The sequence below is a fragment of the Aeromonas sp. 3P genome (assembly GCF_051919745.1).
In the GTDB taxonomy this organism is placed as follows: Bacteria; Pseudomonadota; Gammaproteobacteria; order Enterobacterales; family Aeromonadaceae; genus Aeromonas; species Aeromonas veronii.
Genome location: NZ_JBQBED010000001.1, coordinates 223048 through 245556, shown reverse-complemented (window position 1 = coordinate 245556; position 22509 = coordinate 223048). Strand labels below are relative to the sequence as shown.

At 57.7% G+C, this 22509-nt stretch carries 23 protein-coding genes and 1 tRNA gene; 17 read left to right on the top strand and 7 right to left on the bottom strand.

Translation table 11 applies throughout. The features are described 5' to 3' along the window. Window positions 1-9: 9 nt before the first annotated feature. Genes ACTG19_RS01085 through ACTG19_RS01060 form a run of 6 tightly spaced genes read right to left on the bottom strand, consistent with a single transcriptional unit; the run spans window position 10 to window position 3950 of the window. The gene (locus ACTG19_RS01085; RefSeq protein ID WP_005345238.1) at window positions 10-726 is read right to left on the bottom strand and encodes a sugar isomerase domain-containing protein; all 717 of its coding nucleotides are present in this window, start codon (window positions 724-726) and stop codon (window positions 10-12) included. After that, on the bottom strand, window positions 723-1220 hold the full coding sequence (locus ACTG19_RS01080; RefSeq protein ID WP_224969990.1) for a PTS sugar transporter subunit IIB: 498 nt from the start codon (window positions 1218-1220) through the stop codon (window positions 723-725). The genes ACTG19_RS01085 and ACTG19_RS01080 overlap by 4 nt, the downstream gene beginning before the upstream one ends. 18 nt (window positions 1221-1238) lie before the next feature. Then, the gene (locus ACTG19_RS01075) at window positions 1239-2015 is read right to left on the bottom strand and encodes a PTS system mannose/fructose/sorbose family transporter subunit IID (protein WP_224970192.1); all 777 of its coding nucleotides are present in this window, start codon (window positions 2013-2015) and stop codon (window positions 1239-1241) included. Next, entirely contained in the window at window positions 2008-2793 is a 786-nt protein-coding gene (locus ACTG19_RS01070) for a PTS mannose/fructose/sorbose/N-acetylgalactosamine transporter subunit IIC (protein ID WP_005351531.1), read from the bottom strand. The genes ACTG19_RS01075 and ACTG19_RS01070 overlap by 8 nt, the downstream gene beginning before the upstream one ends. Before the next feature lies 1 nt (window position 2794). After that, window positions 2795-3229 carry a PTS sugar transporter subunit IIA gene (locus ACTG19_RS01065; protein WP_074045201.1) on the bottom strand — a complete coding sequence of 145 codons (435 nt, stop codon included), beginning with the start codon at window positions 3227-3229 and terminating at the stop codon, window positions 2795-2797. Then, window positions 3204-3950 carry a GntR family transcriptional regulator gene (locus ACTG19_RS01060; protein ID WP_439988604.1) on the bottom strand — a complete coding sequence of 249 codons (747 nt, stop codon included), beginning with the start codon at window positions 3948-3950 and terminating at the stop codon, window positions 3204-3206. Before ACTG19_RS01060 ends, ACTG19_RS01065 begins: the two co-directional genes overlap by 26 nt. Before the next feature lie 579 nt (window positions 3951-4529). Here ACTG19_RS01060 and ACTG19_RS01055 point away from each other — a divergent pair. The 16 genes from ACTG19_RS01055 to hypA all read left to right on the top strand — a co-directional run bounded on the left by ACTG19_RS01055 (window position 4530) and on the right by hypA (window position 21296). After that, window positions 4530-5195 (top strand): 4Fe-4S dicluster domain-containing protein, encoded by a 666-nt coding sequence (locus ACTG19_RS01055; protein WP_439988603.1) that lies wholly within the window; start codon window positions 4530-4532, stop codon window positions 5193-5195. Further along, window positions 5195-7066, top strand: a complete 1872-nt coding sequence (hyfB, locus tag ACTG19_RS01050; RefSeq protein ID WP_439988602.1) for a hydrogenase 4 subunit B — start codon at window positions 5195-5197, stop codon at window positions 7064-7066. Before ACTG19_RS01055 ends, hyfB begins: the two co-directional genes overlap by 1 nt. 1 nt (window position 7067) lies before the next feature. Next, complete coding sequence (locus ACTG19_RS01045; protein ID WP_439988601.1) at window positions 7068-8021, top strand: respiratory chain complex I subunit 1 family protein; 954 nt, start codon at window positions 7068-7070, stop codon at window positions 8019-8021. 80 nt (window positions 8022-8101) lie between these two features. After that, window positions 8102-9820 carry a hydrogenase large subunit gene (locus ACTG19_RS01040; protein WP_017784116.1) on the top strand — a complete coding sequence of 573 codons (1719 nt, stop codon included), beginning with the start codon at window positions 8102-8104 and terminating at the stop codon, window positions 9818-9820. A gap of 9 nt (window positions 9821-9829) precedes the next feature. Further along, a complete protein-coding gene (locus tag ACTG19_RS01035; protein WP_219280463.1) occupies window positions 9830-10387 on the top strand; it encodes a formate hydrogenlyase complex iron-sulfur subunit in 558 nt (185 codons plus the stop codon). Then, window positions 10387-11202, top strand: coding sequence for an NADH-quinone oxidoreductase subunit B family protein (locus tag ACTG19_RS01030; protein ID WP_005333324.1), 816 nt, complete (start codon window positions 10387-10389; stop codon window positions 11200-11202). The genes ACTG19_RS01035 and ACTG19_RS01030 overlap by 1 nt, the downstream gene beginning before the upstream one ends. Further along, complete coding sequence (locus ACTG19_RS01025) at window positions 11195-11608, top strand: formate hydrogenlyase maturation HycH family protein (RefSeq protein WP_040065718.1); 414 nt, start codon at window positions 11195-11197, stop codon at window positions 11606-11608. The genes ACTG19_RS01030 and ACTG19_RS01025 overlap by 8 nt, the downstream gene beginning before the upstream one ends. Further along, window positions 11608-12099 (top strand): hydrogenase maturation peptidase HycI, encoded by a 492-nt coding sequence (gene hycI / locus ACTG19_RS01020; RefSeq protein WP_439988600.1) that lies wholly within the window; start codon window positions 11608-11610, stop codon window positions 12097-12099. Before ACTG19_RS01025 ends, hycI begins: the two co-directional genes overlap by 1 nt. A gap of 213 nt (window positions 12100-12312) precedes the next feature. Continuing rightward, window positions 12313-12404, top strand: a tRNA-Sec gene (locus ACTG19_RS01015). A 315-nt stretch (window positions 12405-12719) separates the two neighbouring features. Next, the gene (gene selA / locus ACTG19_RS01010) at window positions 12720-14198 is read left to right on the top strand and encodes an L-seryl-tRNA(Sec) selenium transferase (RefSeq protein ID WP_439988599.1); all 1479 of its coding nucleotides are present in this window, start codon (window positions 12720-12722) and stop codon (window positions 14196-14198) included. A gap of 4 nt (window positions 14199-14202) precedes the next feature. Then, the gene (selB, locus tag ACTG19_RS01005) at window positions 14203-16098 is read left to right on the top strand and encodes a selenocysteine-specific translation elongation factor (protein ID WP_439988598.1); all 1896 of its coding nucleotides are present in this window, start codon (window positions 14203-14205) and stop codon (window positions 16096-16098) included. Then, a complete protein-coding gene (gene hypF, locus ACTG19_RS01000; RefSeq protein WP_439988597.1) occupies window positions 16095-18521 on the top strand; it encodes a carbamoyltransferase HypF in 2427 nt (808 codons plus the stop codon). Before selB ends, hypF begins: the two co-directional genes overlap by 4 nt. Before the next feature lie 5 nt (window positions 18522-18526). After that, window positions 18527-18778 carry a HypC/HybG/HupF family hydrogenase formation chaperone gene (locus tag ACTG19_RS00995; protein ID WP_040065728.1) on the top strand — a complete coding sequence of 84 codons (252 nt, stop codon included), beginning with the start codon at window positions 18527-18529 and terminating at the stop codon, window positions 18776-18778. Next, window positions 18772-19884: a hydrogenase formation protein HypD gene (hypD, locus tag ACTG19_RS00990; RefSeq protein ID WP_439988596.1), complete on the top strand. Its 1113-nt coding sequence runs from the start codon at window positions 18772-18774 to the stop codon at window positions 19882-19884. Before ACTG19_RS00995 ends, hypD begins: the two co-directional genes overlap by 7 nt. Further along, window positions 19881-20885 carry a hydrogenase expression/formation protein HypE gene (gene hypE, locus ACTG19_RS00985; protein ID WP_439988595.1) on the top strand — a complete coding sequence of 335 codons (1005 nt, stop codon included), beginning with the start codon at window positions 19881-19883 and terminating at the stop codon, window positions 20883-20885. The genes hypD and hypE overlap by 4 nt, the downstream gene beginning before the upstream one ends. 69 nt (window positions 20886-20954) lie before the next feature. Then, window positions 20955-21296, top strand: coding sequence for a hydrogenase maturation nickel metallochaperone HypA (gene hypA, locus ACTG19_RS00980; protein WP_439988594.1), 342 nt, complete (start codon window positions 20955-20957; stop codon window positions 21294-21296). On the opposite strand, the gene ACTG19_RS00975 is transcribed toward hypA, so the two are convergent. Next, window positions 21274-21654, bottom strand: coding sequence for a hypothetical protein (locus ACTG19_RS00975; RefSeq protein ID WP_439988593.1), 381 nt, complete (start codon window positions 21652-21654; stop codon window positions 21274-21276). The two genes, hypA and ACTG19_RS00975, sit on opposite strands and share 23 nt — an antisense overlap. Here ACTG19_RS00975 and hypB point away from each other — a divergent pair. Continuing rightward, window positions 21535-22371: a hydrogenase nickel incorporation protein HypB gene (gene hypB, locus ACTG19_RS00970; RefSeq protein WP_439989584.1), complete on the top strand. Its 837-nt coding sequence runs from the start codon at window positions 21535-21537 to the stop codon at window positions 22369-22371. The genes ACTG19_RS00975 and hypB overlap by 120 nt on opposite strands. Window positions 22372-22509 lie beyond the last annotated feature (138 nt).

Sequence of the window (22509 nt, the reverse complement as noted above, 5' to 3'; positions counted from 1 at the left end):
TGAAAGTCTCTAGATAGTAAACACTCGACTTCTGTATTCACTCAATAGTTCTAAATTATACTCATTGCCACCAGGTTGATTAATAGACCGTAAAATTGGAACAGAAATACCAGCTGCACAAACCAATTCTGTAGCTCGAATTGATATACAGTTTGCTATATATGCGACAGCGAGCGATGAAGTAGGCCCAATTTTTAATTCAGATTCCGGAATTTCAATTGAGCAATCACCTTTAAAACAGCAGTTGTCGATAACTACATCAGCAAGATCAGCAAGCTTTAGACCACTTGAGTGCTTTGCAATGGACTTATCAGCATCTTTCCTGTTAACAATGGCAATTATCTTGATGCCTGCGCTTTTTAGTTTTTGTGCCAATTCAACCTGCAATGCTTTATTGCCAGAGTTAGAAATTATGACAAAGGCATCGTGTTGTTGAAGATCAAGGAGAGAGGCAAAAACATCTCCAACCCCCTCAACATTTTCAAACCAGCCACTATGGCCATAAAAGTTATCCAATGCCCTGGTATTTACAAATCCCCCAGCTCGACCAGCAAACTCTATAGCACCTGCAAATGAGTGGCCGCTACCGATAGCATAAATAATGCCTTTATTCTTGACCGTGTTTTTGAAAATTTCAGCAGCACATTCAATTTGCTCAGTTTGGGTCTCACTAATCTTGTCAATGATGCTAAAAATATTATTCTTAAACTCAACAAGATGGCTCATGATGCAGTCCAGAAATTACTAGTAAATGATGTAATAAGTTCTTCACCATCATCAGGAACCATTCTGGCAGTGATCTTGATACCTCGATTAATCAAATCCAGTATGTCGAGTTTTTCAGCATGGGTGACACTAATGGAACGCTTCACTTGCGTGGTCTCGGGACGGTTGGACATGTTCCCGATATTGAACTCTTTAATGTCAAGGCCTGCATCTACTAGTTTTTTTATTACGCCTGGATGCTTTACCAATACCAACACTTGCTGACCAGCATATTTACCTGCAGATATATTCTCTATGGCTGTCTGGGTAGAGATGATGGATGTATGAACCCCAGCAGGTGCGGCCATTCTTAATATGTTCTTTTCAACATCATTGCTTGCTACTTGATCATCGATCACCATGATTCTGTTGGCAGAATAATAGCTGACCCAGCGTGTAGCGACTTGACCATGAATCAATCTATCATCAATGCGGATATGTGCGATGCCTTTCATATTATTACCTGTTTGAGATTAAAAAATGCCAAGATTATAAGTAACGATACCAAAGAACATCAGAATGAAAATCACTTTGGTTGAGTTCATGCCTTTCAGGCCTAATAGCCAATAGGTCAGCAGTACCACAAACAAGGGCATCAAGCCGGGCATCAGTTGATCAGCAATATTTTGCAGTTTCAGTGAAACATCGCCATAACTAAACTCAAAGCTCAACTTGGCTTTCACCACCGTCGGAATAAGAGCACCAACGACAGTTAATCCCAATATATTTGCTGATTTTGTGATTTTATTTAGTTTGGTGCTAAGTTGCCCTACCAGTTTAACCCCTTCGTTATAACCGACTTTGAGGCTATAGCGCATGAACATTAAACGAATCAAACCAAAGGCTGGCCACAGCAACAATCCCAGAGGATTACCTTGTAGTGCCAGATATGATGCAATGGAACCACAAATTGTCGTCGGGATAACAAAAAAGAGGGTATCTCCAATCCCGGCCAACGGTCCCATCAAACCCATCTTGGTCGATGTAATTGCATCTTTTCCTTCAGTGCCAATATCATTTTCCAGCGCGATATTAACACCCAAAATTGATGCTGCCATCGTGTTATTACAATTAAAAAACTGGACATGATTATCAGCAGCAGAAACCAGTTCTTTTTTGGATTTATACTTATGTTTTAGAAATGGGATAATGCTATAGAGGTACCCCAAGCCTTGCATTGTTTTATAGTTCCAACCAGCCTGACCAAAAAAGAACCAGCGCCAAAATACTTTATTTATTATTTTATTCATCACCCATAACCTCATTTTGTACATTAGTGGTTGCTTGAATAACATCATCATTGCTGTTGAAATATGCTATGGCGATAGCCACACCAACTAATGCAACCCCTAACACAGGTACAGACAAATAGGCAGACAAAAAGAAACCAATGATCAAAAAAGACATGTTCTTTTTAATTGGCAAATATCTTAACAGAATGGCAATACCCAACGCAGGCAACATTCCACCGGCTACTTTCAGGCCATTCATAATCGCCTCAGGGATGTAGGAGACGATATCATTAACAAACACAGATCCTAACGACAAAGCCAAGAAAACAGGAATCATACGGGACAGCGAGGTGGGAATGATCCCTAGCAAGTTCATTTTCGCCGCTTTACATGGCTCGCCATTTGCAATAAGTCGCTCGGCTTTATTCTGAATAAAGGTATTGGTAAAGCGAGCCAAAACATCTAATTGCACCATTAGCAGGCCGATCGGGATTGCAATAGTGGCACCAAACTCAGCGCCTTTACCGCTCATCACAGCGAATGCGGTGCCAAGCAGTGCGCCAGTCATATAATCAGGTATTGATGCTCCACCAAAGTTACCGACACCCAGTACCAGCAGGTTCAATGTACCACCTACCATCAAACCTGTTTGAATATCGCCCATAATGACGCCGGCAAAAAATCCAGCCATGGTCGGTTTAACAAGACCAAAGGTTGTGTTATTACCATCATAAATAGCCAGGGCAGAATATGCAGTCAATAGCAATATTTGCCACATTTCTATATGTTCAAGCATGTTATTCATCACCTGTAGAGATTGCTGTATTATAATCGCTTGGTTGCATCATAGAAATTCCATCTATGGCCGTACCAATAACGGTATTCAGTTCAATACCAGTCACGCTATCACCATCCAGCATAATGGTTTCCAATACCATATTTAGATTCATGCCTGTGAGCAATGAGACTTTATCAGCCAGATCATTATTAATGATATATGATACAGCAGTATTGTATGGCGACCCATTTTTCAAATCTGAAATGATAATTACGTTCTGACTTTCTTTTGTTTTGCTAGAGAGGTATTGAATTAGTTCAGTAGCAAATCCACCAACACCACCAACTGCGGTTAACTCAATAACATGTAGATTTTCTTGCGGACCTAAAATGAGTTCAGCTGACTTTTTTGCTCCACTCGCGATACCATCATGAGATATCAACAGTATTTCCACTTCCTGCTCCTCTTACCGATTCAAATTTTAAATAGAATGACTCAACTCTTTTAAATGTCTCGATATACTCGATAATTTCACCAGATGTTTTATAGGTAGTTCTTAATATTTTAACTACGGCACTTCCCTCTGGGATGGACAGAGCTTTAGCTATATGAACATCAACGTTACTAACTACCGTTACCTCTTCAGTGAATGGCATCGAGTACATGTCAATTTTATTAAACTCTGCCAGATGCTCGTACAATGATAAATACCCACTTTTTTCAGCCAGTTTCTTTGTGTCTAAATAGTTTTCTGGTATGTACGAGGTCTGCACTGCATAGGGAATATCATTATCTGACTTCAATCTTACAATCTTATAAAAATAAGAATCGAATGCTCTATTCAATATTTTGTTAATCGACTCAGACGCCTCTTTCTCAACATCAATCAATGTTACTTGTGATTTGTTCAACTTGACACTCAGATCACTCTCTGAAACCAACACATGCTTGTTTCTTTTAGACTTGGAAATAAAAGTACCTTTTCCTTGCTGTCTAAATAAAAAACCCTCATTGACCAGTTCATGGATGGCTTTTATCACTGTTGCTGAACTGACACCATATTTTAATTTTAATTCTGCTTCGCTATAAAATTTTTGTCCGGGAGTATATTTCCCTTCATTTATTTCTTGTATCAAGTCGTTCTTGATAGTCAAATACTTTAAACTGCTAGACATTTACTGACCTCATACAAAGTGACTTCTCATATTTAATAATATTAAACTATCTGGTTAGGCAAAGAAAAGTCTCGATACCCTACGTGCTGCGCTCAAAACATCCGCTGGATACGTAAAACACCATAAATGCTATTTAGCTCACAACCTCAGCGCTAAATTGGGTAAAACTATCGGTGCCATATCGTCATGCTGTCAGTCTGTCTCTTCACTATGAACACAGTTTAACAGGTTAACCGGTTAAGTTAATATCTAATCGACTCAGTTTGTGATGAAGCTCTGCATTTTTCTAAAAATCCCCTATAAAACAAAAAGTTAATATAAAAATCACTAATGGTCTGAGAATGCTGCCAATCCCGCCTCTCATTGCACATCACTATTCGTGGCATCAGTGTCATGGTTCGTCACAAGTGACGAACGTCACACTTCGACACCGCACAATCTCGGTACCACCTCGCGACAAAGAATTTAAAATCATTTAAAAACAGCAAGTTAAAATCAATTTCACGCCAGCGAACAATCTGGCCCGTATTTTGCCAACCAGCTCCTACTTTCTCCGTTCGCGACACGACAAGGTAGGCTATGAACCGCTTCGTTATCGCTGACCCCAAGCTTTGTATCGGCTGTGGCACCTGTATGGCGGCCTGCAGCGAGGTACACAAGGCGCAAGGTTTGCAGCAAGCCCCCCGTTTAACCGTTATGCGACACGAGCAGGCGACCATGCCGGTTCAGTGCCGTCACTGTGACGATGCCCCCTGCATCAAGGTGTGCCCGGTCGAGGCAATTCGCCAAACCGGCGATTGCGTGCAACTCAACGAGTCGCTCTGCATCGGCTGCAATCTCTGCGCTGTGGCCTGCCCCTTTGGCGCTATCCAGAGCAGCGGCAGCCGTCCGGTGGCCGTGGCCACCAGTTACGACACCTATATCCCCTGCTCCATCCGCTCCAGCAACCCCTCCACCTCCGCCGGCCTGCGCTGCTTTGGCGAGGATCTGCTGAGCTGGGAGCCGGGGGTGCGCAGCATCGCCGTCAAGTGCGACCTGTGCGAGTTTCGCGCCGACGGCCCGGCCTGTGTCGGTGCCTGCCCCTCCCAGGCACTGAAGCTGGTCAATGACAGCGACACCGAACGCGCCGCCCGTATCCGTCGTCAGCAAGCGGCCGACACCAACCCGCAAGGGGCCTCTGCCTTCTCGGCGCCCGCCACGGCGCTCCCTGCCTCCGATTTATCCACCACAGAGGGAGTTCGCTGATGTTGTCCCCCCTTGTAATGGCTACGCTCCTGCTCTTTTTGCTGGGCGCTGCCGCCGGTTTGCTCCTGCAAAAGCTGCCCGCACTGGCCAACCGTCTCAATAGTGGCTTTGCCCTGTTGGGATCGCTCGCGGGTCTGGTCGCCGCCATCCAGATCTTTGCCCAAGGCACCCCCGTCGACGGCCAGCTCTGGCTGCTGGGCTCGGTGCACCTTGACATGCTGGCCGCGCTGATGCTGCTGGTGATTAGTACCGTCGGCGTCGCCGTCGCCCTCTACTCCTTTGCCTATATCCGCGAATATCAGGGCAAGGGGGATGTGGCCATCGGCGCGCTGATGAACCTCTTCCTCTTTGCCATGGTGGGCATGGTGCTGGCCGACAACGCGCTCGGTTTCTTGCTCTGCTACGAGCTGGTGACCCTCACCACCTACTGGCTGGTCAAGACCAACCCCGAGGCCGCCAAACAGAGCCGCCTCTATCTGGTGATGAACCATATCGGCATGGCGCTGGTGCTGATCGCCTTCTGGCTGCTCTGCCGCGAAAGCGGCTCGCTGGAGTTCGCCGCCCTGCGCGAGCACCATCTGGCGGGCGCCCTGGCATCCCTGGTGTTCCTGCTCAGCTTCTGCGGCTTTGGCCTGCGCGCCGGTTTCGTGCCGCTGCACGGCTGGCTGCCGGTGGCCGAGCCCGTCGCCCCTTCCCATATCTCGGCGCTGATGTCCGGCGTGATGGTGAAGCTGGGTCTGTTTGGCATTTTGCGGGTCAGCATCGATTTTCTCGGCGCCAGCCAGCTCTGGTGGGGCTATGTGGTGCTGATCTTCGGTGCCTGCTCGGCAGTACTCGGGGTACTGTTTGCGCTGGCCGAGCACGATCTCAAGCGGCTGCTCGCCTACCACACGGTGGAGAACATCGGCATCATCCTGATGGGGATGGGCATCGGCATGATCGGTATCGCCAACCAGCAACCGGCACTGGTGGTGCTGGGGCTGCTCGGCGCCCTCTATCACCTGCTCAACCACGCCATCTTCAAGAGCCTGCTCTTTATGGGCACCGGCTCGGTGATGTTCCGCCTGCACACCCGCGACATGGACAAGATGGGGGGGCTGGCCAAACTGATGCCGTGGACTGCATTGGCGTTCCTCATCGGTGCCATGGCCATCTCGGCCCTGCCGCCACTGAACGGCTTTGTCAGCGAGTGGTTTATCTATCAATCCCTCCTTTCCATGACCAAGCTCGGCACCTCGGTCGTTGCGCCGCTCGCGGTAGTGATGCTGGCGGTGACCGGCGCCATGGCGGTGATGTGTTTCGTCAAGGTGTACGGCATCTGCTTCTGCGGCGCCCCGCGCAGCGAGAAAGCGAGCCACGCCCGCGAAGTGCCGGGTGCCATGGTGGCAGGCACCCTGCTGCTGGCCGCTGTCTGTCTGGTGCTGGGTCTGGGCGCCCCCTGGATTGCCCCCCATATCGCCAGCTATGGCCAAGCCTTGGTTGCCAGCCAGATGAGTGTCGCCACTGGCGCCACCCTGCTGCCACTCGACAGCTCACAAGCGATCCTCTCCCCACCCGTTATCGCCATCACCTTGCTGGGGCTGTTCCTCATCCCGCTGCTGGTACTGGCCATCTTCAAGGGGCCCAAGCTGGGTCGTCGTCACGCCGGCACCCCGTGGGCTTGTGGTTACGCCTATGAGGAGCGCATGAGCCTCACCTCGGGCGGTGTCACCCACACCTTGCGCCAACTCTGCGCGCCGCTCTATCGCAAGCAGCCGCAGCTCGATCTGGCCAGCGCCCTGCACGGGGTGAGCGATACCAGCGGAACGACCGGCTGGCTGCTGCACGGCCTTGTGCTGGCGCTCTTTATCCTGATGGCTGTAGGAGTCTGATATGCCTGTTCTTGAAATGCCGAGCTGGGGCATGGTTGCCCTCGCCCTGACCCAGGCCATCGCCATGCTGGCGCTGGCGCCGCTCGCCACCGGTTTCAACCGGGTGCTGCGGGCCAAGATGCACTCCCGTCAGGGGCCGGGCCTGCTGCAGGATTACCGGGATATCGCCAAGCTCCTGCGCCGTCAGGAGGTGACCCCAGAGCCTGCCGGCATCATCTTCAACCTGATGCCTGCGCTGCTCATCGCCGCCCTCTTGCTGGTAGGGATGGCGCTGCCAACCCTGACTCACGAGTCCCCCTTCCCCATCGCCGGGGATCTCATCACCGACATCTACCTGTTCGCCATCTTCCGCTTCTTCTTTTCGCTGGCGGGTCTGGATAGCGGCAGCATGTTTGCAGGTATTGGTGCCCGCCGCGAACTGACCCTCGGTATTCTGGTGGAGCCCATTCTGGTGCTCGCCTGCTTCATCATGGCGATGATGGTGGGCAGCTCGGATCTGGGCAATATCAGCAACTATGTGGCGACCCAGCCACTGGCCGCGCCCATCGCCACCCTGCTGGCCGGCGCCGCCTGCGCCTTCGCGGTGTTTGTCGAGATGGGCAAGCTGCCCTTTGACTGCGCCGAAGCCGAGCAGGAGCTGCAGGAGGGGCCGCTCACCGAGTATTCCGGTGCGGGGCTGGCCCTGCTCAAGCTCTCCATTGGCCTCAAGCAACTGGTGGTGGTGCAGCTCTTTCTGGTGATTTTCCTGCCCTTTGGCAAAGCGGCCAACTGGAGTCTGCCGGCACTCATCGGTGCGGCGCTGATCCTCGCCTGCAAGCTGCTGGTGGCCTTTTTGCTGGCTGGCATCATCGAAAACGCCATGGCCCGTACCCAGTTCGTGCGCACCCACAAGCTCACCCTCTACGGCTTGGGACTGGCTCTGCTGGCGCTGCTCGCCTATCTGGTCGGGATCTGAATCATGCCCGCCAGCACAGCAACTTTTTCCGATTTCATCATTTTCGAATGCTCATTCCCGAACATTAAAGTGAGAACTGCATGACCATCGCCATTTCGGATCGCATCGGTTGCGACTACATCCAGCAGGTGCGAGCCCAACTACCCCACGCCATCGTCGACGAGGAGTGGCAAACCGCCGATCAGGCCACCATCACCGTCAAACCCACCAGTCTGGTCGAGACCGCCAGCCTGATCTTCCATCAGCTGGGGGGCTGGCTTCCGCTCTCCTTTGCCAATGACGAGCGCAGCCTCAACGGCCACTTCGCCGTCTACCACGTCTTCTCCATGGAGGGCGACACCAAGTGCTGGATCACCGTCAAGGTGCTGGTAGATGCTGATACCCAGGAGTACCCCTCCATTACCCCGACCATTCCGGCGGCGGTATGGGGTGAGCGGGAGATCCGCGACATGTACGGCCTGCGCGCCATCGGCCTGCCGGACGAACGCCGTCTGGTACTGCCGGACGACTGGCCGGAGGATATCCATCCCCTGCGCAAGGACGCCATGGATTACCGCCAGCGCCCGATGCCCACCACCGACACCGAGACCTACCCCTTCGTCAACGAGCTGGGCAGTGATGCCAACCGCATCGTGCCGGTCGGCCCGCTGCACATCACCTCGGACGAGCCGGGCCACTTTCGTCTGTTCGTTGATGGGGAAGACATCATCGATGCCGACTACCGCCTCTTCTATGTCCATCGCGGCATGGAGAAGCTGGCGGAAACCCGCATGGGCTACAACGAAGTGGCGTTTCTGACCGACCGGGTCTGCGGCATCTGCGGTTTTACCCACAGCGTCGCCTACACCACCTCGGTAGAGAACGCCATGGGTATTCCGGTGCCGGAGCGGGCGAAGATGATCCGCGCCGTGCTGCTGGAGGTGGAGCGCCTGCACAGCCATATCCTCAACATCGGTCTGTCGAGCCACTTCACCGGTTTCGACACCGGCTTTATGCAGTTCTTCCGGGTGCGGGAAAAATCCATGACCCTGGCCGAGCTGCTCACCGGCGCCCGCAAGACCTACGGCCTCAACCTGATTGGCGGGGTACGCCGCGACATCTTCAAGGAGGATCGCATCAAGGGTGCCCAGCTGGTACGCGAGCTCCGTGATGAGCTCAAACCCCTGGTGGCCATGCTGCTGGATACCGCCAACATCTCCTCCCGCCTCATCGGTATCGGCAAGCTCGACCCGCAAATTGCCCGCGATTTCAGCTGCGTCGGCCCCATGGTGCGGGCGAGCGGCTTCAAGCGCGACGTGCGTCGGGTCCACGACTTTGCCGGCTATCGCGAGCTGCCGATGGAGATCCAGACCAAGGCGGGTTGCGACGTGCAATCCCGTGTACTGGTGCGCATCCACGAGCTCTACGACTCCCTCGACATGATTGAGTTCGGCCTTGAGCACCTGCCGGAAGGGCCGCTTTTGACCGAAGGCTTCACCTACCAGCCGGGCAAGTTTGCGCTGGGCTTTACCGAGGCGCCCCGCGGCGAGAACGTCCACTGGAGCATGACCGGAGACAACCAGAAGCTGTTCCGCTGGCGCTGCCGCGCCGCCACCTACGCCAACTGGCCCGCCCTGCGCTACATGCTGCGCGGCAATACCGTGGCGGATGCGCCGCTCATCATCGGCAGTCTGGATCCCTGCTACTCCTGTACCGACCGGGTCACCCTGGTCGACCCCAAGAAGGGCAAATCCACCGTGGTCTCCTACAAGGAGATCGAGCGCTACGGCATCGATCGCAAAAACTCTCCGCTGAAATAAGGGGTCATCATGATCAAGCTGTTCAAGACCATCCTCAAGGCTGGCACCCCGACCGCCAAGTACCCCTTCGCCCCTTACGAGGTGAACCGGGATTTTCGCGGCAAACCGAAATATCAGGCGGATCAGTGCATCGCCTGCGCCGCCTGCACCAAGGCCTGCCCGGCCAACGCGCTGGTGATGGAAGTGGACATGGAGACCGGCGAACGGCGCTGGGAGATCTCCATGGCGCGCTGCATCTTCTGCGGCCGCTGCGAGGAGGTCTGCCCGACCCACGCCATCGCCCTCTCCCCCGAGTTCGAGCTGGCGGTGACCAACAAGGCGGACCTCTATGAGGAGGCCCGCTTCGCGCTGGCCCCCTGCACCCTGTGCGGCACCTACTTTGCCCCAAGCAAGCTGGTGGCGCTGGTGGAGGACACCCTCAAGCAGGCAGGCACACCGCTCGCGACCCCGGAGCGGCTGCACCACTGCCCCGACTGCAAACGAAAACAGAGCATGCTGAGCCAGCCTGACTCGGCCCTGATCACACCGATAGCCACACCGATGGCCGCACAAAAGGAGTGGATGTGATGAGCAAGATCAAAGGCATAGAACCGGTTGTCGGCCATGCCCATACCCGCGCCGTGCCGCTGGCACAGGATCCCGAGATCACCAAACTCAAGAAGACCCTGCTCAAGGACATTCGCCGCTCGGCCTATGTCTACCGGGTCGATTGCGGCGGCTGCAACGCCTGCGAGATCGAGATCTTCGCCACCATCACCCCGCTGTTCGATGCCGAGCGTTTCGGCATCAAGGTGGTCGCCTCCCCCCGCCACGCCGACATCCTGCTCTTTACCGGCGCGGTGACCCGGGCGATGCGGGTGCCAGCCCTGCGCGCCTACGAGGCAGCGCCCGATCCCAAGATCTGCATCGCCTACGGCGCCTGCGGCTGTGACGGCGGCATCTTCCACGACCTCTACTGCGTCTGGGGCGGCACCGACAAGATCGTGCCGGTAGATGTCTATATCCCCGGCTGCCCTCCGACACCGGCGGCCACCATCTACGGCTTTGCCGTGGCGCTCGGTCTGCTTGAGCAGAAACTCAAAGCCACCAGCCATGAGGTGCAACCGGGTGAGCGGGTCGAGCTGCGCCACACCGGCATCCCCAACGAAATTCGGGTGATGATCGAGCGCGAAGCGCGCCGCATGGCCGGTTACCGGCAGGGGCGGATCATCGCCGACGAATTCATGGCCCTGCTCGAAGGGGCGACCCAGCAGGATGTGGATCTGCGCATCCAGAGCTACCTCGATCAGCACGACGATCCGCGCCTCTCGGAGATCGTCAACAACCTCGCAAACGCCTGCCTCAACCGGGCGGCCGGCAAGGGAGAGGCGGTGCATGGCTGACGAGGTTTTCTTCTACCGCCTCTCGCGCAAGTTCGTCGACGAGCAGTTCGACGTGCCCGAGGAAGCCAAAGAGGTGATGTACTACAGCCTCGCCATCGGCCATCACCTTGGCATCGTCGATTGCCTGCGAGCAGACCTGGTCTGCTCGCTGATCGGTTATCGCGACTGGGTAGCCAAGCTGCCAGAGGGGAGTGAAGCGCGCCGCAAGATGGAGGGGTTTCTCACCTTTGGCGAGATCACCATCTATCGCGAGCACTGCCATATGCTGGCCTGCGCCTTCGACCGGCTGCGCAAAGCCGACAATCTACTCGATGAGCAGGAGCTGGGCTGGACCAACACCTTTATGGATCAGCTCACCGCCCTCTTTAACGACCCCCATATGTACCTGATGGTAAGGAGCCGCTGATGGGCTGCAATCTCGTGTTGACCGTGGGCAATGCCATGATGGGGGACGACGGTGCCGGCCCCTATCTCGCCGACAAGCTGCAGGCCACCCCCCTGCCCGGCTGGATCCATATCGACGGCGGCATCGCGCCGGAAAATGTGGTCTACAAGGTGCGGGAGCTGCAACCGGATCGGGTGGTGCTGGTGGATGCCGCCGAGATCGGCGAGAAGGCGGGGACCCTGCAGGTGATCCCCCCCGAGACCATCGCCGAGATGTTTATCTTCTCGACCCACAATATGCCGCTCAATTTCCTGATCGACGAGCTCAAGACCTTTGTCCCTGAGGTGATCTTTGTCGGGGTACAACCGGCCATCGTGGCGTTCTCTTTCCCGATGACCGAGATGGTGAGTGAAGCGATGGATTATCTTTATCAGCATCTTGATGCCGCCAGTGACACCAGTCTGTTAATAGATAAACTGGATCAGTGGAATATTGCCAACGCCAAGCGGTGATTATTTATCGAGTTGTTAACGACCGTTATTGACCAACGGTTCCGGCAATGTGATCGAGGCCCGATGTTAAATTAAAAACATCGGGCTAATTGTGCTGAACTTGATATAAAACAAGGTTCTTTTATTTTTTCAAAAAATCGCTAACTCTCGCTTTTTTATGACAAAAAAAGCGTTGCCAGTCACAGAAATTTGCCACAAAATGGCGACCGTTATGGAAGTTGATGGGGTCTGGTGGCCTCCTCGGTCTTCAAAACCGATGTGAGCCGAGAAGGCTTTGGCAGGTTCGATTCCTGCCTCTTCCGCCAAATTTATCTATTGAACAAATACTCTCCCGCTGAATTTTTTGGCTTGGATGTTATTTCCATTGTTTGTTCAATATGTTTGAAAGAATATCTTAGTAAAAGGTGCTTGCCGCTTGCCAATATAATCCGAACTCAGGTTATCTCGCTGGCCAACAATTATTTTATCAGCATCGATGCAGCATTAATTTATACCCGCTCATTGATGCACCCAGTTTGCAGTCATCCGCAAATCGCCAGCAGTGCCATAACCCGTCAGCTCGGCCTCTCTATCGGCAAACCGGTGCGCATCCCGAACCCACGCACAGCACTGGTAATCCCATGCCGAACTCGTCTCACGCGCCAGCCATCCTCCACCGCCAGCCCGCATCAGGTACGGCTGCCGACGATTCACAGCCAGATTCTCAGCAACAGCCCGGCCAGCAACAAACCCGCCGTCTGCCCCAAGTGGAACAGCTGCTGCAGCAACCTTTTCTCGCCGGGTTTATCGAGGCGCTGAGCCGCCCGTTGGTGACTCAGGCGGTGCGCGACACCCTGAGCGAGCTGCGCCAGAGCGAAGATTTTCGCCAGCACGGCGTCGCCCCCGAGCAGATCGAGGCGCTGATTGCCAAACGCTGCCAACAGCAGTTGCGCCAGCGTCAAACCCGGGTGATCAACGCCACCGGCACCCTGGTGCATACCAATTTGGGGCGTTCGCCGTTAAGTGCCGATCTGTGGGACGAGGTGCGGGATCTAAACACCGGCTACAACAATCTGGAGCTGGATCTCGCCACCGGCAAGCGCGGCGGGCGCAAGGGGCTGATCGCTCCCCTGCTCCGTTGCCTCACCCAGGCCGAGGATTCGCTGGTGGTCAACAACAACGCCGCTTCGCTCTTTTTGCTGCTACAGGAGGTGGCCAAGGGGCGCGAGGTGATCGTCTCGCGCGGCGAGCAGATCCAGATTGGCGGCGGCTTTCGCATCCCCGACATTCTGGCCCTCTCCGGCGCCAAACTGGTGGAGGTGGGCACCACCAATATCACTACCGCCCAAGATTACCTCGATGCCATCACCGATCAGACCGCGCTGGTACTGATGGTGCACAGATCCAATTTCGCCATTCGCGGCTTTACCGAATCCCCCGATATCGGCGAGGTGGCCCGCGCCCTGCCCGAGCAGGTGGTGCTGGCGGTGGATCAGGGCTCCGGCTTGACCACCGAGGAGTTTGCACCGGATGAAACCTCGGTGCGCCAGTACATCAAGGCGGGGGCGGATCTGGTCTGCTACTCCGGCGACAAGCTGCTGGGCGGCCCGCAATCGGGCATAATCAGCGGCCGCAGCGACCTTATCAAGCGGCTGGAAAAACACCCCATGATGCGCACCTTCCGCCCGAGCCGCATCGTCTACTCCCTGCTCGAACGCCTGCTCATCCACAAGCTCAACAAATCTCCCATCGGCGAAGGCATCGCCCAGCGCACCTTAAGCAACCCGACCGCCATGCAGGCGAGAGCCGATCAGCTGATGGCCGCCCTGCCCGGCTGCTTTGTGCCGGTCCCCGCCCAACTGGTGGTGGGCGGCGGCACCCTGCCGGACGAGTTTTATCCGGCGCCAGCGCTCGAATGCACCGACCCGCGTCCGGCCCAGCAGTTGCTCGATGATTTGCGCGAACTGCCGGTGCCGGTCATCGCCACCGTGCGCCAGCAGAAGGTGCTGCTCAATATGGCGACCCTGCTGCCGACCGAGATGGAACTGCTGATCGCCCAACTCAGGGAGTTGCTGCTGCCCGCCCCGTTCAATGCAACAAATGCGACCGAGGAGCCTTGATCCCATGACCCCCTATCGCGCCGTTATCGGTCTTGCCGGCCACGTGGATCACGGCAAGACCCTGCTTATCAAGGCTCTCACCGGGATCACCACTGCCCGTGCCCATGAGCAGGCCATCGGCATGACCCAGGATCTCGGCTTTGCCCACTTCGACGACGGTCAGGGCAACACCATAGGCGTCATCGACGTGCCCGGCCACGAGCGCTATATCCGCAATATGGTGGCGGGGCTCTGGAGTCTGGATCTGGTGCTGCTGGTCATCGCCGCCGACGAGGGGTGGATGCCAATGACCGGCGATCACCTGCGCCTGCTCAAGGCGATGGGGGTGCCGCGCCTGCTGGTCTGCATCAACAAGTGCGATCAACTCTCCCCCGACGAGCTTTTGCTATTGGAAGAGAGCCTGCTGGAGCGGGTGATGGACGAGAGCGGCATGGTGCCCGACATCGTCAGCGTCAGCGCCAAAACCGGCGCCAATATGGCTGCCCTGCACGCCGCCATCGTGCGCCAGCTTGCCAATCTGCCAGCTTCACAAGCGGCTCGCGAGCAGGCCGCCCCGCGCCTCTATGTAGACCGGGTCTTTACCGCCAATGGCACCGGCACTGTGCTTACCGGCACCTTGCAGCAGGGCAGCCTCAAGGTGGGGGACAAGCTGCGCCTCTACCCCGCCGATCGGGAAGTGCAGGTGCGCTCCCTGCAGGCCTATCACCAGAGCGTCGACGAGATCGGTGCCGTCTGCCGGGTAGCGGTGGGCCTTAAAAAAGTGCCCCACAAGGAGGTGGCCCGCGGTCACTGCCTCACCAGCGCCGCCGGTCAGTGCGAGGTGGCCACCCACCTTATCGTGCGACTCAACGCCGAGAGCCTGAGCACCAAGACGCTACGCCCCTCTCTGCACAACAAGGAGATCGAAGTGGCCCTTGGCAGCTGGCATGGCCGGGCCCGTTTCGTGCCCATCAAGGATACCCGGCTGGCGCGGCTGATCTTTACCAGCCCCATCCCCTGCTTCTTCGGCCAGCCGCTCGCCATCATTCGCCACGGCAGCAGCGAACTGCTGCACGGCGCCCGCATCGTCTGGTGCGGCGACATCCATCCCGCCAGACGCAAGGCACTGCACACCCTGCTGGGCGAGCTGCCAGATGAGCTCGAGCACTACAACCCGGCCACCCTGCAACTGGGGCTCAACGGCTATGTGCTAGCCAGCCGCTTTGACCAGCAGCCAGAGCAGGTCACCCCCCTCGGTGACTGGCTGCTGGACAACCACTGGCTGGCCCAGAGCCGCGACCAGCTGCTCGCTACATTGGCCAGCGAACCGCTTAGCGCCGCAGAGCTTGCAACCCGCTTTGGCATCGCCCTGCCGGTCACTCAGGCCCTGCTCCAGCAGCTCAAGAGCGAGCAGCTGATCCGCCTGCACCATGACAAGTGGCAACCGGGCAGCGGCGAGTCGGAAGATGATCTGGGGGAAGAGGCGCAGCTGGTGCTCAAGGTGGTGCGAGATCAAGGCAAGGAGGGTTACGAGCCCGGTAAACTGGGCCCCGGCGGCGTGGAGCTGGATCCCTTTATCACCCGCAAGCTGCCCGCGGTTCTGCAGCAGGGCTTGCAGCAAAAAGGCGCGCTGCAAAAGCAGCTGCGCAACCTGGCGCGACTCAAGTATCTGGTGCAGCTCGATGGCCCCATCTACTACGACGCCGAGCTTTACAACCAGATGGTCGCCGCCGTGCTGGCGGGCCAGCAGGTGGGAGATCTGATCGACATGGCATCCCTCAAGGAGATCACCGGTTTGTCGCGCAAATACGCCATTCCGTTCTGCCTGCGCATGGAGATGGATGGCTGGGTGCGGCGCGAGGAGAACGAGCGCCGGGTGCTGCGTTTGCCAACCACTCAAGATGAGATGGAACCAGCATGAGCACCACCATCGCCCCCTCTGGCTCTGCCAATCCTGTGGCCAACCGGCTGCGCCGCGAATTTCATATCGACGGCATCGTTCAGGGGGTCGGCTTTCGCCCCTTCGTCTATGGGCTGGCACTGCGCCACGGCCTTGCCGGTTATGTCTTGAACGATGCCAACGGCGTCACCATTGGCGCCGAAGGATCGCCTGAGCAGCTCACAGCCTTTGCCCGCGAACTACGGGAGCTGGCGCCGCCACTGAGCCGTATTGATCATTTCAGCGAGCGGGAGCTGCCCCTTGCTCATGATCCCGACTTTGATAGCCAGTTTCGAATTAAAGCGAGCCAGCAGCAGAGCGCCGCCACGGTCGCCATCTCGCCGGATCAGGGGATGTGCGAGGCGTGCGCCCGGGACGTGGCCAACCCCGCGGATCGCCACCATCGCTACCCCTTTACCAACTGCACCCACTGCGGCCCGCGCTACACCATCATCCGCCGCCTCCCCTACGACCGCCCCCACACCGCCATGGCAGGCTTTGCCAAGTGCCCGCGCTGTGCGGCGGCCTATGAAAACCCGCTGGATCGACGCTACCACGCCCAGCCGGTGAGCTGCCCCGAGTGCGGGCCGCATCTGACCTGGCGCAGCGGCAACGGCGATGCGCTGGCCGAGCGCGAGGATGCCCTGCAAGCAGCTGCCAGCGCCCTGCAAGCGGGGGCGCTGATTGCGGTCAAGGGGATGGGGGGTTATCACCTGATGTGTGATGCCCGCAATGAACAGAGTGTGGCCAGATTACGAACACTCAAGCGGCGCGCGCGCAAACCGCTGGCGGTGATGATGGGCTCCCTTGCCGAGGCCAAATTGCATGTCACCGGCAGCGAAGACGAGTGGCAACTGCTCACCTCTCAGGCCAGACCCATCACCTTGCTGCGCAAGCGCAAAAATGATGATCGGCTCTCAGAATCCCTACTTGCAACCGCGCCGCTGGCCGAGGGGATCGCCCCCGGCATCCCCTACCTTGGCATCATGCTCCCCTACACCCCGCTCCATCAGCTGCTGCTGGACGCCTGCGCCATGCCGCTGGTGGCCACCAGCGCCAATGGTCGCGGCAGCCCGATCCTGATCGACTGTGAGGCGGTGGTCAGGGAGCTCGGCAGCGAGATTGATGGCATCCTGGATCACAACCGCCCCATCCTGCACCCGTGTGACGACAGTCTGGTGCAGTGGGCAGGCGGGCGACGCCAGACGTTGCGGCTGGCCCGGGGCTATGCCCCCTGCACCCCCAGCCTGAAAGAGGCGGTCAAGGCGCCGCTCTTGGCTGTCGGGGCTCAACAGAAGAACCAGCTGGCGCTCGCCTTCAGCCGCCAGCGCATCTACAGCCCCTATATCGGCGATCTGCACAGCCTGCCGATGCAGGAGCACTTCGAGCAGACCCTGACGACCTTTCGCGATCTCTACGATCTCAAACCCGAACTGCTGGTGTCGGATCGCCACCCTGGCTACCTCAGCCACCAGTGGGCCAAACGCTATTGCCAGGATCAGGGTGCGACCCACCTCGAGGTGCAGCACCATCACGCCCACCTGCTGGGGGTGATGGCCGAGCACGGCATCACGGGCCCGGTGCTGGGTGTTGCCTTCGATGGTACCGGCCTTGGCGATGACGGCACCCTCTGGGGCGGCGAGCTGCTGATCGCAGACGTTCACGGATTTGAGCGCGTTGCCCATCTCCAGCCCTTCAAGCTGATCGGTGGCGAGGCGGCCATTCGCGAGCCGGTGCGCCAGCTGCTGGGGCTGCTGTTTGAGTCATATGGCATGGAGCAGATCAGCGCCCTCGATATTCCGTTGATCAACAAGTTGCCTATCGAGCGGAGCAGCAACCTGCACCAACTCTGGCACCTTGGTCGCAACGCCCCCTATACCAGTTCCATCGGCCGTCTGTTTGATGCGGTGGCGGCGCTCTTGGGGGTGATCGATACCCACGATTACGAAGGCGAGGCCGGACTCTTGCTGGAGTCTGCCGCCTTGCAGCTCACCCCCGACGAACAACCCTTCCCCCTCGCCTTTGATCTCAGCCAATCAGCGGAGGGACCACTGCAGATCCTGTGGGCCGAGCTGATCCATACCCTTGTCAGCGAGCGGTGCAAAGGCACCGCCACTGCCAGCCTGGCCGCCGGTTTTATCCGCGCCATCAGCAATCTGGTGGTTGCCCTGGCCGAGCATTTCCCCGGCTATCCGGTGGTGCTGGGGGGCGGCGTCTTTCAAAACCGGGTGCTGATGGACGAGCTGGTGCCCGCTCTCGAAGCGGCCGGTCGGCAGGTATTGACCAGCGAAACCCTGCCGCTCAATGACGGTGGCATCGCCGCCGGTCAGCTCTGGTTTGCCATCCACCATCTTGCCACGCATCAGCCTGTTACAACCGGTTGTGCCACCTTGTCGGAGTCCTGAAATTCATGTGTCTATCCATCCCCTCTCAGGTGGTGCAGCTGCACCCCGAAGATAACTGCGTCACCGTCGATACCCTGGGGGTGCAGCGGCGCGTCAGCTGCATGCTGCTCGAAGAGCCCCTCCAGGTGGGCGACTATGTGCTGCTCCATATCGGCTTTGTGATGAGCAAGATTGACGAAGAGGAGGCGCAGGCCAGCCTCGAGAGCTTCCGCCAGATGGTGGCCCTGATGCCCAAACAGGATATCTTGCCATGCTGACCTTGAATGACCTGTTCCAGGGCTTTCGCCAGCCCGAGGTGATCCGCGCCCTCGCCGCCCAAATTACAGAACTGGCCAAGGATCTGCCCGAGCCGCTGCGGGTGATGGAGGTGTGCGGCGGCCATACCCACACCATCATGAAGTACGGCCTGCACCAGCTGCTGCCCGCCAGCATCGAGTTTGTCCACGGCCCCGGCTGCCCGGTCTGCATCATGCCCAAAGAGCGCATCGATCAGGCCATCGAGCTGGCGAGTCAACCGAATGTCATTCTGGTCACCCTGGGGCACATGATCCGGGTGCCGGGCTCCAAAGGCACGCTGGCCCAGCAGCGGGCCAAGGGGAGCGATATCCGTCCGGTCTATGACCCCCTCGATGCCCTGAGTATCGCCAAAGAGAACCCGGAAAAAACCGTGGTCTTCTTCGCCATCGGTTTCGAGACCTCTACCCCGATGACCGCCGCCTTGCTGGCTGCCGCTGAAGAGCAAGGGGTCGATAACCTCCTGTTTCATATCAACCATGTGCTGGTGCCGCCCGCCATTCATGCGGTGATGGCCGACGGGGTGGCCAAGGTGAACGCCTTTATCGGCCCCTCTCACGTCAGCGTCATCACCGGCGCCGATATCTACCTGCCTATCGTCGATCGCTATCAGGTGCCTGTGGTGGTGAGTGGCTTCGAACCGGTGGATGTGATGGAGGCGCTCTTGATGATGGTGCGCCAGAAGGTGGAGGGTCGATATGCGCTGGAGGTGCAGTACAGCCGCGCCGTCACCGCCAGCGGCAATAAAGCCGCCCAGCGGCTGGTCGAGCGCTTTTTAGAGACCCGCGAGCACTTTCGCTGGCGAGGTCTGGGGGATATCAACGCCTCCGCCCTGCGCCTGCGCGATGCCTTCGCCAAGCGCGATGCGGAGCGTCACTTCCAGCTTGATCAGACCCCCATCGATGACCACAAGGCGTGCCAGTGCGCCGATATCCTGCGCGGCCTGGCCAAACCGAACCAGTGCAAAGTCTTTGGCCGGGGCTGCACCCCGACCCAGCCCATGGGCAGCTGCATGGTCAGCTCCGAAGGGGCCTGCAATGCCTACTACCGATATATGGGGATCCAATGAGAGAAATTCAGTTAAGCCACGGCGGCGGCGGCGTCGAGATGAATCAGCTGATCAACCAGCTATTCTTTCGCCACTTTGGCAACGAGATCCTGCTGCGCGGTGAAGATGCCGCCCTGCTGCCGGTGAGCGGCCCCGTTGCCTTCACCACCGACAGCTTTACCGTCTCGCCGCTCTTCTTCGAGGGGGGCGATATCGGCAAGCTGGCCATCGCCGGTACGGTCAACGATCTCGCCATGATGGGGGCCAAGCCCGAGTATCTGAGCTGCAGCTTTATCATCGAGGAGGGGTTCCCCTACGCCGATCTAGCCCGCATCGTCGAGTCGATGGCCGCGGAGCTTGCCAAGAGCGGCGCCCGCATCGTCTGCGGCGACACCAAGGTGGTGCCCAAGGGAGCGGCCGACAAGATCTTTATCAACACCAGTGGGGTAGGCACCTTCCCGTTGCCTGAGCAGAGCCGGGGCATCTCGGTACGCAACCTCAAGGCCGGTGACGCCATTCTGGTGTCGCGGGATATCGGCAGCCACGGCGCCTGCATCCTGATGGCCCGCGACGCCCTGCAACTGGGATCTGATCTCAAGAGCGACTGCACCACCCTCTGGCCGCAGGTAGAAGCGCTGCTAAAAGCGGGGATTACCCCTCACGCCCTGCGCGACGCCACCCGCGGTGGCCTTGCCGCCGTGCTCAACGAGTGGAGCAGCGCCTCCCAAGTGGCCATCGAGCTGGAGGAGTCCGCCATTCCGGTGTGCGATCCGGTGCGCGGCCTGTGCGAGCTCTACGGTTTCGAGCCCCATGATCTCGCCAACGAGGGGACCATGGTGCTGGCCCTGCCTGCCGAACAGGCGCAGGACGCACTGGGCATCTTGCGGCAATTCAACCCCGCAGCAAGCCAGATCGGCGTGGTGCAGACAAGCGATCGCCACAAGGTGATCCTCAACAATCCCTGGGGCAGCCGCCGCTATCTGGAGCTGCCGCAAGGGGAACTGCTGCCGCGGATCTGTTGAGCAGCCATGCCGTTCCGTCAATTACAGGGAGGAGTCACTGCTCCTCCCCATATCGGTTAAGGAGCCACCATGCACGAAATGTCTCTGGCCATGGCCGCCATCGATCTGGCAGCCGAGCAGGCCACCCAGCGGGGTTTTACTAGGGTGACCGCCCTCTGGCTCGAGGTTGGCAGCTTCTCCTGCGTTGACCCGGACACCATTGCCTTCTGTTTCGAGGCCGCCGCCAAGGGCACTGTCGTCGAAGGGGCCCAGCTTCACTTTCAGCACCAGGCGGCAGAGGCCTGGTGTTACGACTGCAACCAGACGGTCTCCCTCACCGAGCGCGGGCAGGCCTGCCCCGGGTGTGGCGGATACAAATTACGAGTCGCGCAGGGTGATAGCCTGCGCATCACCGACATCGAGGTAAGTTGATATGTGTAGCGTATGCGGATGCGGCCAGGCGCGGATTGCCGGCCATGAGCACGAACATGATCATAAGCACGATCATAAGCACGACCATCATCATGCTCATGACGCCCATCACCACCATGATCACGAGCAGAGTGCGCCGCGCACCCTGATCATTCACCACCACTATCACCATCAGGGAGATGTCCATCACCACTACCACGGGGTGCGGGCTCCCATAAGCCATGAGGGTCATGATCAGCTGCATGAGCACCACTATGATCACCCCCACGACCATCATCATGATCATGTCCACTCTCATGACCACGGCCATTCCCACGCGCATTCCCATGACCATGACCATGACCATGACCATGACCATGACCATGACCACCAGCAGGGTGATCTGCACTATGGCAAAGGGGAAGCGGGATTGTCGGTGCCCGGCATGGGGCAGCGCCAGCTGATCGCCATCGAGATGGATGTGCTGGCCAAGAACAATGCCTTGGCGGCCCACAACCGCGAGCACTTCGACGAAGCGGCCCAGCTGGTGCTCAATCTGGTGTCGAGCCCGGGTTCAGGCAAGACCACCCTGCTGTGCGAAACCCTGCGCCAGCTGGCCGACAAACGCCCCTGCGCCGTGATTGAAGGGGATCAGCAGACCAGTGCCGATGCGGATCGCATTCGCGCCACCGGCGTCCCTGCCGTGCAGATCAACACCGGCAAGGGCTGCCATCTGGATGCCAAAATGGTCCACGACGCCTGCCACCAGCTGCCCGCCAATGAAGGGGGCATCCTCTTTATCGAGAACGTGGGCAATCTGGTCTGCCCTGCCAGCTTCGATCTTGGCGAGAAGTACAAGGTGGCGATCCTCTCCGTCACCGAGGGGGAAGAGAAGCCGCTGAAATACCCGGACATGTTCGCAGCTGCCCAGCTGATGGTGATCAACAAGATCGATCTGCTGCCCTACGTCAGCTTTGACGTGGCCCGCTGCATCGAGAACGCCAAACGGGTCAACCCCTATATTCAGGTGATCCAGGTCAGCGCCACCACCGGCGAAGGGATGGATGCCTGGCTTAACTGGCTGGCAACGGCCTGAACCAGAACCGGTTAAATGCCGTTACCAACGGCGGATAGCAAGAGAGGGAGGCTGATGCCTCCCTCTCTTTATCTGCGCACTTTGCCAACGATTTTCTCTGTAAAGAATGGCCAGCGTTTCATACTCGCCCCCCGAACC

What these genes read in the sequence shown, in the direction of transcription:
- hyfB (WP_439988602.1), top strand. Translation starts at nt 5,195, where the DNA reads ATGTTGTCCCCCCTTGTAATGGCTACGCTCCTGCTCTTTTTGCTGGGC.
- hypD (WP_439988596.1), top strand. Translation starts at nt 18,772, where the DNA reads ATGCTGACCTTGAATGACCTGTTCCAGGGCTTTCGCCAGCCCGAGGTG.
- selA (WP_439988599.1), top strand. Translation starts at nt 12,720, where the DNA reads ATGCCGAACTCGTCTCACGCGCCAGCCATCCTCCACCGCCAGCCCGCA.
- hypE (WP_439988595.1), top strand. Translation starts at nt 19,881, where the DNA reads ATGAGAGAAATTCAGTTAAGCCACGGCGGCGGCGGCGTCGAGATGAAT.
- ACTG19_RS01035 (WP_219280463.1), top strand. Translation starts at nt 9,830, where the DNA reads ATGATCAAGCTGTTCAAGACCATCCTCAAGGCTGGCACCCCGACCGCC.
- ACTG19_RS01040 (WP_017784116.1), top strand. Translation starts at nt 8,102, where the DNA reads ATGACCATCGCCATTTCGGATCGCATCGGTTGCGACTACATCCAGCAG.
- ACTG19_RS01025 (WP_040065718.1), top strand. Translation starts at nt 11,195, where the DNA reads ATGGCTGACGAGGTTTTCTTCTACCGCCTCTCGCGCAAGTTCGTCGAC.
- hycI (WP_439988600.1), top strand. Translation starts at nt 11,608, where the DNA reads ATGGGCTGCAATCTCGTGTTGACCGTGGGCAATGCCATGATGGGGGAC.
- ACTG19_RS00975 (WP_439988593.1), bottom strand. Translation starts at nt 21,654, where the DNA reads ATGGTCATGGTCATGGTCATGGTCATGGTCATGGGAATGCGCGTGGGA.
- ACTG19_RS01075 (WP_224970192.1), bottom strand. Translation starts at nt 2,015, where the DNA reads ATGAATAAAATAATAAATAAAGTATTTTGGCGCTGGTTCTTTTTTGGT.
- ACTG19_RS01070 (WP_005351531.1), bottom strand. Translation starts at nt 2,793, where the DNA reads ATGCTTGAACATATAGAAATGTGGCAAATATTGCTATTGACTGCATAT.
- ACTG19_RS00995 (WP_040065728.1), top strand. Translation starts at nt 18,527, where the DNA reads ATGTGTCTATCCATCCCCTCTCAGGTGGTGCAGCTGCACCCCGAAGAT.
- ACTG19_RS01080 (WP_224969990.1), bottom strand. Translation starts at nt 1,220, where the DNA reads ATGAAAGGCATCGCACATATCCGCATTGATGATAGATTGATTCATGGT.
- hypA (WP_439988594.1), top strand. Translation starts at nt 20,955, where the DNA reads ATGCACGAAATGTCTCTGGCCATGGCCGCCATCGATCTGGCAGCCGAG.
- ACTG19_RS01055 (WP_439988603.1), top strand. Translation starts at nt 4,530, where the DNA reads ATGAACCGCTTCGTTATCGCTGACCCCAAGCTTTGTATCGGCTGTGGC.
- hypF (WP_439988597.1), top strand. Translation starts at nt 16,095, where the DNA reads ATGAGCACCACCATCGCCCCCTCTGGCTCTGCCAATCCTGTGGCCAAC.
- selB (WP_439988598.1), top strand. Translation starts at nt 14,203, where the DNA reads ATGACCCCCTATCGCGCCGTTATCGGTCTTGCCGGCCACGTGGATCAC.
- ACTG19_RS01085 (WP_005345238.1), bottom strand. Translation starts at nt 726, where the DNA reads ATGAGCCATCTTGTTGAGTTTAAGAATAATATTTTTAGCATCATTGAC.
- ACTG19_RS01045 (WP_439988601.1), top strand. Translation starts at nt 7,068, where the DNA reads ATGCCTGTTCTTGAAATGCCGAGCTGGGGCATGGTTGCCCTCGCCCTG.
- ACTG19_RS01030 (WP_005333324.1), top strand. Translation starts at nt 10,387, where the DNA reads ATGAGCAAGATCAAAGGCATAGAACCGGTTGTCGGCCATGCCCATACC.
- ACTG19_RS01060 (WP_439988604.1), bottom strand. Translation starts at nt 3,950, where the DNA reads ATGTCTAGCAGTTTAAAGTATTTGACTATCAAGAACGACTTGATACAA.